Here is a 14,581-nt window from a genome sequence, read left to right on the forward strand (position 1 = left end):
CGTCAGGCTCTGAAAACTGACGCTAACTAAGCATCAGGCTGTGTCCGGGAATAGCGGGGCAACATCAAGCGGATTCAAGAGCGCATTGTTACTCTGAGCTGATCTACGGTATTTGGGTGGAGTCAACGTAAGGCGCTATGGCTCATAAGTTCGCCCGGAAGAGGATCTTGTTTACTAGAGCAAACGAGACATCCCCCAACAATCCCTCTAACGCTAGACTTGCTATAAAGCTACTGCTAGCATCGAATCTCGACAACATTCCAAGGCACCGAGCATGGAACTCAGCGCAAGCCCGCAAGAACAGCAAGCCACCAGCTCGACCCGCGACGTCATCACCGGCATGCTCTTCGTCGGCCTGCTGTTCTTCATCCTCGGCTTCGTCACCTGGCTGAACGGCTCGCTGATTCCCTTCCTGAAGATCGTCTGCCAGCTCACCAACTTCCAGGCGCTGCTGGTCACCTTCGCGTTCTGCATCGCCTACACCGTGATGGCCCTGCCGTCGGCGGCGGTACTCAAACGGGTCGGCTACAAGAAGGGGATGACGCTCGGCCTGGGCATCATGGGCATCGGCGCCTTGCTCTTCATTCCCGCCGCGCAGAGCCGGCACTATGAGCTGTTCCTGGCCGGGCTGTTCACGCTGGCCACCGGCATGACCCTGATGCAGACCGCGATCAATCCCTACATCGTCTGCCTCGGCCCGCGCGAAAGCGCCGCCATGCGCATCAGTATCATGGGCCTGTTTAACAAAGGCGCCGGCATCGTCGTGCCGCTCATTTTTGCCAGCCTGATGCTGAAGAATATCGATACCGCCTCCCAGGACGTGCTGGCCGAGCGCCTGGTCTTCCCCTATGCCTGCATGGCCGCGGCGCTGTTCGCGATCATGGTGTTCATCCATTTTTCGAAGCTGCGCGAGATCCCGCCGGAAGTCGATGGCGCCGATGGCCGCATCGATGCGACCTCGGTGCTGCAGTTCCCGCAGCTGGTGCTGGGCGCGCTGGCGCTGTTCGCTTATGTCGGCGTCGAGGTGATCGCCGGCGATACGATCGGCCTGTACGGCCATGAGCTGAAGGTCGCGAATTTCGGCGTGCTGACCTCGTACACGATGGTGTGCATGGTGATCGGTTACCTGGTCGGCGTGGTGGCGATTCCGCGCTATCTGTCGCAGCAGCGGGCGCTGATGTTATCGGGCCTGGTCGGCGTCCTCCTGACGGTCGGCGTCGCCACAGGTTCGATGCATGACAGTGGCCTGTCGCAGGCGCTGCTGGGCTGGACCGGTGCGCCGCTGGTGCCCAACACCGTCATGTGCCTGGCGCTGCTCGGCCTCGCGAATGCGATGGTGTGGCCGGCCATCTGGCCGCTGGCCCTGCAGGGACTGGGCCGCCATACCGCCAGCGGTTCGGCCGTGCTGGTGATGGCGATCGCCGGCGGCGCGCTGCTGCCGCTGCTGTACGGCCATCTGTCGGACATCGTCACCCCGCGCAGCGCCTACTGGCTGATGCTGCCTTGCTATGCACTGATCCTGTGGTATGCCGCGGCCGGCCACAAGATCCGCAGCTGGCGCTAATTGGAGATCAACTTGAGTCACCGACCACTGGCTGCGCGCGCGCTGGCCTTGTTGATGGCGCTTGCCACGCCGATGGCCATGGCGGAAGCGCCGGCCCCCGCAACGCAACAAGCGCCCGCGAACCTGAACCAATATGCCAGCGCCGCGAAGCTCCAGCTGCGCTGGGACCTGCAGCGCAACCTGTTCACCACCCAGGCCCCGCACGGGCGTACGCAGGCCCGCCTGATCCTGACCAACCATGACAGCCAGCCCTTGCCGGCGCAGGGCTGGTCGCTGTACTTCAACTGCCTGGACCGCCTGCAGCCAGGACCGCTACAAGGCAATTTAACATTGGAGCAGGTCGCTGGCTCCCTGTTCCGCCTGCGTCCTGGTCCTGGCTTCAAGGGCGTGGCGCCGGGGCAGACGCTGGCCATCGACTACAACTACGCGGGCCTGGTCATCAAGCTGTCGAAAGCGCCGGTCGGTTTCTACCTGGTCTACGATGCGGCGCCCGACGTCGGCGTGGCGATCGAAGACTTTGCGCTGCTGCCGCTCACGCGCCCGGAGCAGCTGGACCGCGGCACCAGCGGCCACAAGCCGGTGGTAACGCCCGCGGACACCTGGCGCCGCAACGCCCAGGCCGACCTGCTGCCGGCGAACGAGGTGCCGCCGGTGCTGCCGACGCCTCTGCACATCCAGCCGGGCGAGGGCAAGCTGCTGCTGAACGCCCAGCCGGCCATACAAGCACCGGCCGCCTTGAAAAACGAAGCCGCGCTGGCACGCTTCCTGTTCCCGCAAACCCTGCCGGCAAATAAAGGCCCGCTACTCAAATTGAGCGTCGGCACGGTGCAGGGACAAGCCTCGCCCGAAGCCTACCGCCTGACGATTCAAGCCGACAGCGGCATTACCATCGTCGGCAACAGCGCCGCCGGCGTCGCCTACGGCCTGCAGACCCTGCGCGACCTGCTGCCGCTGCCCGGCGCCAAGGAGCAGGCGCTGAACGAGTTGACCATTGTCGACGCCCCGCGCTTCGGCTACCGCGGCTTCCAGCTCGACGTCGCCCGCAACTTCCACGGCAAGCAGACGGTGTTCAAATGGCTGGACCTGATGGCCCGCTTCAAGCTGAACAAGTTTCACTTCCACCTCACCGACGACGAAGGCTGGCGCCTCGAGATCGCCGGCCTGCCGGAACTGACGGCGATCGGTGCGGTGCGCGGCCACGCTGCGCGCCCGGGCGTGCGCCTGCAGCCGGCCTACGGTTCCGGCCCCGATCCGCGTGATCCGAGCGGCAGCGGCTACTTCAGCCGCGCCGATTACATCGACATCCTGCGCTACGCACAGGCGCGCCACATCGAGGTGATCCCGGAAATCGAAATGCCCGGCCACATGCGCGCCGCCGTGCAGGCGATGGAAGCGCGCTACCGCCGCATGAAGGCGGCAGGGCGCAAGGATGCGGCCAAGTATCTGCTGAACGATCTCGAGGACCGGTCGACCTACAGCTCGGCGCAGTACTTCACCGACAACGTCATCAACCCCGGTCTCGATTCGACCTTCAGCTTCATCGATCATGTGGTCGGGCAGATCGTGGCGCTGCACCTTGATGCCGGCGTGCCGCTGCGGACCATCCACATGGGCGGCGACGAGCTGGCCAACGGCGCCTGGGAAAAGTCGCCGGCCAGCCTCGCGCGCATGAAGAAGGAAAAGCTGGCGACCACCGAAGACCTGTGGGATTACTTCTACGACCGCGTCGACGGCATTTTGCGCCGCCATGGCGTGTCGACCTCGGGCTGGGAAGAGCTGGCCGCGCGCAAGACCAGGCTGGCCGGCCGCAGCAAGCTGATTCCGAATCCGCGCTTCACGACCCGCGGCTTCACCGCCTGGGTCTGGAACAACACGCGCGGCGCCGAGGACCTCGCCAACCGCCTGGCCAACGGCGGCTATGACATCGTGCTGGCGCCGGTATCAAACATGTACCTGGACATGGCGGCCAATCCGAATCCGGAGGAGCCGGGCGTCAACTGGAACGATTACGTCGAACTGGATACCGTCTACGACTTCGTCCCCTTCGATATGCTGCGGAATCTGAGCGAGACTGCACGCGCGGACAAGGATGGCCTGACCGACTACGGCAAGGGCCATGTGCGCGGACTGGAAGCGACGCTGTTCAGCGAGACCGTGCGCGATGACGGGCGCCTCGACTACCTGGTCATGCCGCGCCTGATCGCGCTGGCGGAGCGGGCCTGGGCCGCCGACCCGGCCTGGGCGCTCGAAACGGATCCGGCCAGGTCGGCCGCGCTGCACCGGCAGGCGTGGTCGGGCTTCGTGAATGCGCTGGGCCAGCGCGTGCTGCCGCGCCTCGATCTCGAGCAGCCCGCGGTCGCTTACCGCATCGCGCCGCCGGGCCTGCTGCTGGATGGCGAGCAGCTGCTGGTCAACCACGTCCTGCCCGGCATCACGCTACGCTACACCAGCGACGGCAGCGATCCCAGCGCCGCCAGCAAGCCGGTGACCGGGCCGATTACCGAGCGTGGCCTGATCAAGGTGGCGGCCTTCGACCGCAAGGGCAGGCCGGGGCTCGTTGCGAGCATCGACCGCCGTTGAGAAAGGCGGCTGTTACCAGCTGCCGTAGTGCTCGACCACGCCGCGCCAGAAAGCATCGGCATTCTTGCCCAGGGTCGTCTCGCCGGCCTTGGCCGTCGCATTCGCCGTGGTCTGCACCATCACCAGCTTGAGTTCGGGGTCGACGAAGATCATCTGCCCGTAGACCCCCAGCATGGCGAAGCGCCGCTTGTCGGTCGGGAAGGTCCAGAACTGGTAGTTGTAGCCGTAGTAGGGCGTGGCCGTGCGCGGCCGGAAGGCGGCCGGTGCGCGGCGCCAGTCGGTGGCTTCCAGCAGGTAGTCGCGCGGGATCAGCTGTTGTTTCGTGTCCGGCCGCATGCCGTCGTTGGCCAGCACGATGCCCAGCCGGCCGTAGTCGCGCAGCGTGGCGTTGAAGTTGCCGGCGGCCCGCTCCAGCCCCGTGCGCTCGGCGCGCCACAGGGCCGAAGTCTCGGCGCCCATCACCTGCCACAGGCGCGGCCCGAGGTAGTCGCTCAGGCTCATGCCGGTGGCGCCGCGCAGCACGCCGGCCAGCACTTCGGTCTCGGCGCTGGCATACGAGAAGCGGGTGCCCTGCGGCGCGTCGCGCACCGTGATCAGCTTGGCGGCTTCCTCGACGCCGCCGCGGATCACGGCGCGGCCGAAGCGTTCGAGGTCGTCCTTGCCGTCGTAGCGTTCCTCGAAGTGAGCGCCGGAGGACATGCGCAGCAGGTTACGGATCGTCGTTTCGCCGTACAGGGTGCCGGCCATCCTGGTCGCGTACTTGTCGGCGCGATCGTCGAGCGAGGCGATCTTCCCTTCCTGCAGGGCGATGCCGACCGCCATCGACACGATCGACTTGGCCATCGAGTTCGAGACGAAGCGCTGGGCCGGGCTGCGGTCGTACTGGTAGCGTTCGACCTGGACCACGCCGTCCTTGATGATCAGCAGGCCCATGACGCGTTCGCGCGCCAGGTAGTCGTCGATGCTCAGGGACCTGCCGTGGTCGGCGGTCCAGCGGATGCGCGGCTCGGTATCAAGCTTGGGCAGCGGCATTGGCGCGCTGCTCGCGGCCAGCACATTGGCCTTGCCGCCGAAGATGCCTTCGATCTCGCCCTGGTTGCTGAAGGAGCCGACGCGCACGGCTTCGTCGTAGAACCAGTTCCTGGCATTCCCGACCGGGTAGCCCTGGGCCTTGCCGAGCTTTTCTTCATCGGGGGCGGCGAGGGCGTGCGCGGCGCCAAGCGCCAGCAGGAGCGTGAGCGTGATTCGATTGAGCGGCATGGGAGGCAAGGGAAGCAGCAAAAGCGATCAGCTTAGCCAACTTGCATTTCTTGTAACCCGTTCGATCTGATAGGTGCGCTGCGCAGAGCGCTGGCGATTGGTCTGTTCAGCGCCCCCGCGCACGCCGCGGCCCGCCGCTGCGGCGCTCCTCGCGCGGCGCCGCCTGGATCGCATAGGCCGGCATCGCGCCGTTGCCGTCGATGCCGAATTCGATCACGCGGCGCAGTCCGCGCAGCGTGACCGGCTTGGGCAGCACGGCGATGCGGCCCGCGTGGTAATGCGGGACATGGGTTTTGTGATCGAGCAGCAGGACCACCGCGGCCTGGGGCGCCAGCCGGGTGATTTCGCCGATGAAGGAACGGCGGTCGTCCGCGTTGAAGGTGGTATAGGTCAGGATCAGGTCGAAGCGCACCGTCTGTGCCGTGTTCAGGGCAGCGCGTGGGCTGTCGGTGGTCGCCACGATGTATCCGAGCGACTTCAGCAGGGTAGCGATTTCCCCACAGGCCACAGGATCATGTTCTACGAGCAGTGCACTTCTCATTGGGTATCCTCCTAATGGATGGATGACGACTCCCACGAGAAGTTCAAGCATCGATTTGTAACAATTAGTCTCATCCATACGCGTTACCGGCCTGGACCGGCAACGCGTCGGCGTCGATTATCGCGCTGTGCGCTTGCGAATGGCGCCGCGGCGGCGCACAAACCAGCCGGCCAGCCCGCCCACCGCCAGGATGGCCAGGCTGCCCGGTTCCGGCAGCCGCTGGGCCTGCGGCAGGACGGCAGCGCTGCTTAGCAAAAGGCCGCGTTCGCCGCTGCAGGGACTATAGGCAAAGCCGCAGCCTTCCCCTTCGTCGCTGTGTGCCTCCATCATCGTGAACATCGTGCCGTCGCTCTGCATGGTGAAATCGGAAAAACCGCTATTCGCCATGATCGAGCCGCTCAGGTGGCCATCTTCCAGGAATTGCAGCGACATCGAGAACTGCTGGTAGCCGTCCAAGGCTTCATCCCGGTATTTGTAATCGATCAGGTTCCATTCCTTGTCGCCGTCCGGCCCTGCATACCAGTAGCGCAGCGACATCAGGCTGTCCTGCTGTTCCTCGCAGTAACCGGCCGACGAGCACAGGTTTGCAAAGTCGAGTGTCAGGTTGCGCTTGGCGACAGCAGCGTCGCTGAATATCAGTTCGAGATGCAGTCCATCCGGCATGGTCGAAACATGCTCCACCTGCTGCCAGGTATAGACGACATTCGCCGAAGCGGCCTGGGTGAAGAGGGCGGTGGCGGCCAAACAGAGAATCTTGCGCAACATTTTGTGTCTCCAAAAAAGATTCCATTTAACAAGCAAGTATTGCGCCTGCATATTCAAGTTCTTGATTTGCAAAAGAAATTAACAATGATTTGTGATTCCACGTCACAAATTTGTAAAGCCTTCCGACAGTGCGCAACCGTACATATCGCCATGCAGCATTTCGCGCCCGGTTTTCGGCACTTCGTCGCATTGGCCTGTCCGCTGTACTTACCGGAGGGCATGATGCGGGCTCGATCAACCGCTCATCGCCACGACAACAAGAACCATGTCACGCCAGAATACGAACACCCTCGTCCGCCTGCTGCTCGCTTCCCCCGTCATCTTCGGCATGTTCAGCGCCTATGCGGCGGAGCAGGCCACCACCGCCGACAAGCCGGCCGCCGACAAGTCCGCCCAGATGCAGAAGGTCGAGGTGAAGGGCCAGGCCGCCGCCTATGACGCGCGCCGCGACGACACCGCCACCAAGATCGTCGTCAACCAGGAAGAGATCCTGCGCCATGGCGATACGACCCTGGGCGAGGTGCTGAAGCGCCTGCCGGGCATCACCGTGGGCGGCGTGCAGGGCCGCGGCGGCGACGTCCGCATGCGCGGCCTGGGCAACGGCTATACCCAGATCCTGCTGAACGGCGAACCGGCGCCGCCGGGCTTCTCGCTGGACCAGGTGTCGCCGGAGATGGTCGAGCGCATCGAGATCATGCGCGCCGCCACCGCCGAGTACAGCACCCAGGCCATCGCCGGCGGCATCAACATCGTGCTGAAACGCCAGGTGCAGACGGCGCAGCGCGAACTGAAGACCGGCGTCCAGGCGGAGCACGGCGCCTACGGTGCGGTGTCGACCTTCCAGCTGTCGGACAAGAGCGGCAAGATGTCGTACGCGATGAGCGGCAACCTGCTGTACGGCCGCCAGGACCGTCCTTCGCACATCGTCACCGAAGGCTACGACGCGGCCGGCCGCGAAGTGCTGCACCGCGTCGCCGACGACGGCAACCGCGGCCGCCTGCTCGGCATTGGCCTGTCGCCGCGCATCAACTGGAACATCGCTCCCGGCGAAGTGATCACCTCGCAGAACTTCATCAACATCGCCCGTTCCAAGGGCGACGCACCGGAAACCGTGGTGACCTCGCTGGGCGCGCCGCCGCGCTACGTGGCCACCGCCACCGACGCCGAGAACAAGATGGAAATGCTGCGCAGCGACCTGTCCTGGACCAAGCGCCTGGAGCAGGGCGCCAAGCTGGACGCCAAGTTCGGCGTCAATTACGCGCACCGCGACAGCAAGGTCGGCCAGCAGCAGTACTACGCCAACGAGGTGCTGGCGCTGGACCGCGACATCGCCAACGACGTCACCGAAAAGGGCTGGAGCAGCACCGGCAAGTATTCGCGTCCGGTCGGCGACGGCCATGCGATCGCGCTCGGCTGGGACGGCGCCTACAGCCTGCGCAACGAAGCCCGCCTGCAGCTGGAGACCACCACGGTCGGCGCGCCTATCAATAATCGCGACGAAGGCTTCGACGCCACCGTGCGCCGCCTTGCCATGTTCGCCCAGGACGAATGGAGCGTGACCAAGCAATGGTCGGTGTACTTCGGCCTGCGCTGGGAAGGCATCCAGAACAAGAGCGAAGGCAACAGCTATGCCGCCATCGACAACAAGTCAAGCGTCTTCAGCCCGGTGTTCCAGACCCTGTACAAGATCCCGGGCTCGAAGAACGACCAGCTCCGCGGCGGCATCACCCGCACCTACAAGGCGCCGAGCCTGGCCGCCCTGGTGCCGCGCCGCGGCATCGCGTCCAACAACAGCCCGACCACCCCGGACACCATGGGCAACCCGCAGCTCAGGCCGGAACTGGCCTGGGGCCTGGACCTGGCCTATGAACACTACCTGCCGGGCGGCGGCCTGCTGAGCGCCAGCACTTACGTGCGCCACATCGACGACATCACGCACTCGCGGGTGTTCTTCATCGACGGCCTGTGGGTATCGATGCCGGTGAACGACGGCGCCGCGAATACCCGCGGCATCGAGCTGGAGGCCAAGCTGCCGCTGCGCCAGATGTTCCCGGGCTGGCCGGCGCTGGACCTGCGCGCCAACGTCTCGCGCAGCTGGTCCAGCCTGTCCATGGTGCCGGGCCCGGACAACCGCCTGGACCAGCAGACGCCCTTGAGCGGCACCTTCGGCTTCGACTACAAGTTCGACGGCCTGCCGGCCACCTTCGGCGGCAGCCTGAGCTTCCAGAACGGCGGCCCGGTGCGCATCTCGCAAAACCAGTATGGCTACGCCGGCGTGAAGCGCGCGCTGGATCTGTACGGCCTGTGGAAGTTCACGCCCAAGGTGCAGCTGCGCATGTCGCTGGCGAACACCCTGCGCCAGGAGAACGTGACCGCCTCCACCTACGTCAGCGGCGACGGCAGCCGCCTGACCGATACCACCTTCACGCCGACCTTCGTGCAGGTGCGGGCGATGCTGGAGACGAAGTTCTGAACTGCTACCTGGGGCTTGAGCCCTTGTACTCCCAGGCCCAGGGCATGTCGTTCTCGCCCAGCACGCGCCGCGCCAGCTCGGGGTAGATGCGCTCGGCGCGCACGTCGTTGGACAGCATGACCACGCAGCGGCGCTTCGCATCCAGGCAGATCACCATGTTGGCGGTGGTGTCGTTGTGGCCGCCCTTGAACCAGGCCGGCCCGCTGCGGTCCTGGAAGCTGACGACGCCCAGGCCGGCGGCCAGCCACTGCGGCCAGGCGGCGCTGCCTTCCTCGAGCGTGGGGAACTGGTGTCGCGAGACGATCGGCAGCCAGCCTTTGCTGAGCGCCGCGCGCGAGGCCGGGCTCAGGCCGTCGCCGCGCACGATGCCGGCCCACAGCCTGGCCTGGTCTTCGATGCTGGTGTCCATCGAGCCGGCCGCCCGGACATTGCTGCGCTCGTCGTGCGGCGCCATCTTGCCGTGTTCGTCGTAGCCGTCGGCCAGGTTGGCCGCGAAATCCGGGCGCCACTGCATGCTGGTGTTGCGCATGCCGAAGCGGTCGAACACGCGGCGCTGCATCTCCGCTTTCGTGTCCAGCCCGAGGCCCTGTTCCAGGATCAGCTGCAGCAGATAGAAGCCTTCGCCGGAGTAGGCATAGCGCGCGCCCGGATCGAAGTGGAAGCGCAGCTTCTTGTCCGGCTCGAGCCAGCGGAAGTTGGCGAAGCCGCTCGAATGGGTCAGCAGGATGCGCGGGGTGATCCGGCGCCAGCGTTCGTCGCCGGCCAGGTCGGCGTAATCGAAGGGCTTCTTGTACTCCGGTAGGGGCCGTGGCAGCAGGCGTTCGAGCGGCGCGTCGAGATCGAGCCTGCCTTCGTCGGCCAGCTGCAGCAGCATGTACGCAAAGGCGGCCTTGGTCAGCGAGGCGCCGTACATGATGGTGTCCTTCTGCAGCGGCAGCTTCTTCTCCGCGTTGCGCCAGCCCCAGGTGCGCACGCTCTTCACCTGGCCGTCGTCGACCACGGCCAGGGCCAGCCCTTGCAGTTGTTCGCGCTGCATGAGCTGGGCGATCTCCTGATCGGAAGGGGCGGGAGCCGGCGCGGAAGCGCAGGCGGACAGCAGGACGGCAAACAGCGGCAGGAAGCGTTTCATCGGCGTCTCCGGTTGACCTCGCAGACGCCGATGATGCCACAGTCGAAGCGGCTACTCGAACTGCGGCGGCTTCCGCACCGGCACCTCCTGGTCACCCAGCAGCAGCTTGTCCGGCGACATCGGCGTACTGCGCAGGCGCTTGCCGGTGGCGTGGAAGATCGCGTTCGCCACCGCCGCCGACACGCCCACCAGGCCGATCTCGCCCACGCCCTTGGCGCCCAGCTGCTTGCTGACCACGCGGTCGTCCTCGTCGGCGAAGATGACCTGGATGTCGTGGATGTCGGCGTTCACGGCGACGTGGTATTCCGAGAAGTTGTGGTTCATGAAGCGGCCCAGCCGGTGGTCGGTGTAGGTCTCTTCGTGCAAGGCCTGGCTGATGCCCCACACCACGCCGCCGATGATCTGGCTCTCGGCGGTCTTGGCGCTGATGATGCGCCCGGCCGCCACCGCATTCACCACCCGCGTCACGCGCACGATGCCGAGCTTCTCGTTGACCCGCACCTCGCAGAACACGGCCGAGTGCACGGCGCGCGTGTACTTGCGCTGCTTGAGCATCTGCGGCGTCATCAGGAATTTTTCCTCGACCCTGTCCTTGCCCGCATGCGCCAGCACCTCGGCCAGGCCGACGCCCTTGGCCGGCTCGCCGCGCAAATGGATGCGGCCGTCGTTGAATTCCACCTGGCGCAGCTGCAGCTTCTTGAAGATGGAGTCGGGCATGGCCTGGGCCATTTTCAGCAGGGCTTTCTGCAGCTTCTCGCAGGCGCCGGCGACGCCCGATCCCACCGTCGCCACATGCGAGGAGCCGCCCTCGATCGGCGCCATCGGCAGGGTCGAGTCGCCGAGCTGGAAGCTGACTTTTTCCAGCGACAGGCCCATGGCTTCCGCCGCGATCATGGACATCACGGTATAGGTCCCGGTGCCGATGTCGGACGCCGCGCTGGAGACCACCAGGCGGCCGTCCGCATGCAGCACCGCCGACACGCGCGCCACCATCACCAGTGCATCCCACATGCCGGTCGCCATGCCCCAGCCGACCAGCTCCTCGCCGTCGCGCATGCTGCGCGGTTCGAGCGGCCTGTCCTGCCAGCCGAAACGCTCGGCGCCTTTCTGGTAACACTGGCGCAGCTCCTTGGTGGAATAGGGCTTGCCGTCCAGCGGATTGACCTCGGCATAGTTTTTCAAGCGGAAGGCCAGCGGATCCATCTTGAGCGCATGGGCCATCTCGTCCATCGCCACTTCGAGCGCATGCACGCCGTGGGCGGCGCCGGGGGCGCGCATGTCGATCGGCGAATAGCGGTCCTGGCCCACCAGCTTGTAGCCCAGCTTGATGTTGTCGCAGGCGTACATCTGCCCCGACCAGTTGACCACCACCTCGACGTAATCCTCCAGGCGAGAAGTCTCGTGCACCGCGTTGTGGACGATGGCCTGCAGCTGGCCGTCCGGATTCGCCGCCAGCTTGACCTGCTGCCAGGTCTCGGGCCGGTGGCCGAAGCTGAACATCTGCTGGCGCGTCAGCACCACCCGTACCGAGCGTTTCAGCTGCAGCGCCGCCATCACCGCCAGCGGCAGCTGGTATTGCGGGCGCAGGCCGGAACCGAAGGCGCCGCCCACGTAGGGGTTGCGCACCGTGAGCTTGTCCTTGGACAGGCCGAACACGTGCGAGACATACCACCGGCAGTTCTGCGAGCTCTGGTTCTTGTCGTAGACGGTCAGGTGGCCGTCCTCGCCAAGCACCACGGTGGAGGCGAACATCTCCATCGGATTGTGGTGCTCGGCGCCGTGGTAGAACTGGGACTCGATCTTCACCGGCGCGGCCTCGTACGCCGTGTCGGCATCGCCTTTCGAGCTGGGCGGCACGAAGCCGGCCTTCATCTTGCGCGGCTCGTAGGCGCGGTCCAAACTGGCCAGCATGTCGGTATCGTGTTCCTCGACCTCGTAGCTGAGCTTCACCAGGGCGGCCGCGTAGCGTGCGGCCTCGAAGGTCTCGGCCACCACCAGCGCCACCGGCTGGCCGCTGTAGAAGATGCGGTCGCTATATAAAGGGCGGAAGGGGGAACCGGCGGGCGCCGTCATGTCCTTGTAGGCGAGGTCGTTGCCGCGCATCTTGACGGTGCGGTTCTCGTGGGTGATCACGGCGATCACGCCCGGCACCGCTTCGGCCGCGCCGGCGTCGATGTTCTTGATGCGCCCCTTGGCCACTGTGCCGCTGACCACCACGCCGTAGGCCAGCGCCGGCGCCTCGTGCTCGGCGGCGTATCTGGCGGCGCCGGTCACCTTGGCGATGCCGTCCACACGCGAGACATGCATGCCGCTCTTCACGCGGCCCGTGCCTTCCGGCGCGCTCGGGGTGCGCAGTTCTGGAATCAGGTCCGTCATTCTTTCTCTCCCCTGGCGTAGGCGGTGCCGCGCGTGGCGCTCATGAGTGCCTGCACGATGGCGTTCTTCGCCAGCGGCAACTTGAAGTCGTTCTGACCCCAGCCGCGCGCGCCCTGCAGGATGCGCTCGGCGGCTGCGGTGAACGCGGCCTCGCCGGCCTGCCTGCCTTCGAGCTCGCGCTCGGCTTCTTCGATGCGCCAGGGCTTGTGGGCGACCCCGCCCAGCGCGATGCGGGCGGCGCGGATGGTGTCGCCGTCGAGGTCCAGCGCGGCCGCCACCGACACCAGCGCGAACGCATAGGAGAGGCGCTCGCGCACCTTGATGTAGGCCGAGTGATCCACGAAGCGCGCGGCGTCGGGCAGGGCGATGTGGGTGATCAGCTCACCCGGCCGCAGGGTGCTGTCGAGTTCCGGGCGCTCGCCGGGCAGGCGGTGGAATTCGCCGAAGGGGATCTCGCGCTCGCCGTCCTTGGCCCGCACGTGCACGACCGCGTCCAGCGCGCGCAAGGCCACGCACATGTCGGACGGGTGGGTCGCGATGCAATGTTCGCTGGCGCCGAGGATCGCATGCTGGCGGTTGACGCCGTGCTTGGCCGGGCAGCCGGTGCCGGGCTCGCGCTTGTTGCAGGGGACGCCGGCGTCGTAGAAATAGACGCAGCGGGTGCGCTGCAGCAGGTTGCCGCCATTGGTCGCCATGTTGCGCAGCTGCGGCGAGGCGCCGGCCAGGATCGCGCTGGAGAGCAGCGGATAGCGCTCGCGCACCAACGGGTGGTAGGCGGTATCGGCATTGCGGGCCAGCGCGCCCAGGCGCAGGCCGCCATCGCCGGCGTCTTCGATGCGGTCCAGCCCCGCGGTCGCGATCGCGTTGATGTCGACGACCTGCGAGGGCGTCATGACACCCTCCTTCATCAGGTCCAGTAAATTGGTGCCGCCGGCGATCGGCCGTGCGCCATTCGCGAGCTGTGAAAGGACGCCCTCGACGTCCTTCGGCTGGGTAAAGTTGAACGGGTTCATGCGAGCACCGATCCGGTCGTGAGAGGCTTGCCCTCGTCGAGGGCGGAAGCGTCCAGTTCGAGCACCTGGGCCACCGCGCGCACGATCTGCGGATAGGCGCCGCAGCGGCACAGGTTGCCGCTCATGAGCTCGCGCACGTCGGCGATGGTTTTCGCCTGGCCTTCGGCGATCAGGCCGGCGGCCGAGCAGATCTGGCCGGGGGTGCAGTAGCCGCACTGGAAGGCGTCGCAGGCGATGAAGGCCTGCTGCAGCGGGTGCAGTTCGCCGCGATCGCCTTCATTGCGGGCCAGGCCTTCGATCGTGGTGACTTCGTGGCCATCCTGCATGACGGCCAGGGTCAGGCAGGCATTCACGCGGCGGCCGTCGAGCAGGACCGTGCAGGCCCCGCACTGGCCGTGGTCGCAGCCTTTCTTGGTACCCGTCAGGCCCGCGCGTTCGCGCAGGAGATCGAGCAGGGTAACCCAGGACTCGACGTCGAATTCCCGGTCCTGGCCGTTCAGGCGCAGGCGGATCGGATGCTGCTGGTGAGGGTCCATGGCCGTCCTTTCATCGTAAGACGCCTACCTTACGGGGCCGGCCCTTCCGGCTCGGTTAGATGACACACATACTGTTTGATTACTTTGACGATGGCCGCTGTTGTGCCGGCCCAACTCGGCGGCAGGAATAAAGACAGCTTGCGAAGATCGGCAAATTTGCCAAATCATGAAGGAGTTTCCCGACATGCCACAGCGGGAAGACAGCGAATATCGCGCAAATGGATTGTGTTTCTTTTAATAATTTCCTTGTGGAAATTATAATGGGTATACTGCACAGCTCAGTTGAAATCCTCTAGAATCGTTCCCCTCAGGAAAAGCGCCTGTGTTTTCGCGCTTGACCATCC

General features: G+C 65.7%; 10 protein-coding genes. 3 read left to right on the forward strand and 7 right to left on the reverse strand.

Annotated features, from left to right (window positions below):
• The first annotated feature begins 274 nt into the window (after positions 1 to 274).
• Positions 275 to 1,564 (forward strand): sugar MFS transporter, encoded by a 1,290-nt coding sequence (locus tag ACFPO9_RS12590; protein ID WP_379771235.1) that lies wholly within the window; start codon positions 275 to 277, stop codon positions 1,562 to 1,564.
• 12 nt (positions 1,565 to 1,576) lie between these two features.
• Positions 1,577 to 4,144: a family 20 glycosylhydrolase gene (locus ACFPO9_RS12595; RefSeq protein ID WP_379771237.1), complete on the forward strand. Its 2,568-nt coding sequence runs from the start codon at positions 1,577 to 1,579 to the stop codon at positions 4,142 to 4,144.
• A 12-nt stretch (positions 4,145 to 4,156) separates the two neighbouring features.
• Here ACFPO9_RS12595 and ACFPO9_RS12600 read toward each other — a convergent pair whose 3' ends face one another.
• The 3 genes from ACFPO9_RS12600 to ACFPO9_RS12610 all read right to left on the reverse strand — a co-directional run bounded on the left by ACFPO9_RS12600 (position 4,157) and on the right by ACFPO9_RS12610 (position 6,761).
• Positions 4,157 to 5,404: a serine hydrolase domain-containing protein gene (locus tag ACFPO9_RS12600; RefSeq protein ID WP_379771239.1), complete on the reverse strand. Its 1,248-nt coding sequence runs from the start codon at positions 5,402 to 5,404 to the stop codon at positions 4,157 to 4,159.
• Between the two features lie 106 nt (positions 5,405 to 5,510).
• Positions 5,511 to 5,864 carry a hypothetical protein gene (locus ACFPO9_RS12605; RefSeq protein ID WP_379771241.1) on the reverse strand — a complete coding sequence of 118 codons (354 nt, stop codon included), beginning with the start codon at positions 5,862 to 5,864 and terminating at the stop codon, positions 5,511 to 5,513.
• 198 nt (positions 5,865 to 6,062) lie between these two features.
• Positions 6,063 to 6,761: a PEP-CTERM sorting domain-containing protein gene (locus ACFPO9_RS12610; protein ID WP_379771242.1), complete on the reverse strand. Its 699-nt coding sequence runs from the start codon at positions 6,759 to 6,761 to the stop codon at positions 6,063 to 6,065.
• A 214-nt stretch (positions 6,762 to 6,975) separates the two neighbouring features.
• On the opposite strand from ACFPO9_RS12610, the gene ACFPO9_RS12615 reads away from it, so the two are divergent.
• Entirely contained in the window at positions 6,976 to 9,183 is a 2,208-nt protein-coding gene (locus ACFPO9_RS12615) for a TonB-dependent receptor plug domain-containing protein (RefSeq protein ID WP_379771244.1), read from the forward strand.
• Positions 9,184 to 9,187: 4 nt separating this feature from the next.
• Here the strand turns inward: ACFPO9_RS12615 and ACFPO9_RS12620 are convergent, their stop codons facing one another.
• The 4 genes from ACFPO9_RS12620 to ACFPO9_RS12635 are packed head-to-tail and all read right to left on the reverse strand — an operon-like array spanning position 9,188 to position 14,237.
• Positions 9,188 to 10,312, reverse strand: coding sequence for a serine hydrolase domain-containing protein (locus ACFPO9_RS12620; protein ID WP_379771246.1), 1,125 nt, complete (start codon positions 10,310 to 10,312; stop codon positions 9,188 to 9,190).
• 51 nt (positions 10,313 to 10,363) lie between these two features.
• Positions 10,364 to 12,688 (reverse strand): xanthine dehydrogenase family protein molybdopterin-binding subunit, encoded by a 2,325-nt coding sequence (locus ACFPO9_RS12625; RefSeq protein WP_379771248.1) that lies wholly within the window; start codon positions 12,686 to 12,688, stop codon positions 10,364 to 10,366.
• Positions 12,685 to 13,701, reverse strand: coding sequence for an FAD binding domain-containing protein (locus ACFPO9_RS12630; RefSeq protein WP_379771250.1), 1,017 nt, complete (start codon positions 13,699 to 13,701; stop codon positions 12,685 to 12,687). Before ACFPO9_RS12630 ends, ACFPO9_RS12625 begins: the two co-directional genes overlap by 4 nt.
• Entirely contained in the window at positions 13,698 to 14,237 is a 540-nt protein-coding gene (locus tag ACFPO9_RS12635; RefSeq protein WP_379771252.1) for a (2Fe-2S)-binding protein, read from the reverse strand. Before ACFPO9_RS12635 ends, ACFPO9_RS12630 begins: the two co-directional genes overlap by 4 nt.
• Positions 14,238 to 14,581 lie beyond the last annotated feature (344 nt).

It is taken from the genome of Massilia aerilata (assembly GCF_042656905.1).
GTDB classification, from domain to species: domain Bacteria; phylum Pseudomonadota; class Gammaproteobacteria; order Burkholderiales; family Burkholderiaceae_D; genus Telluria; species Telluria aerilata.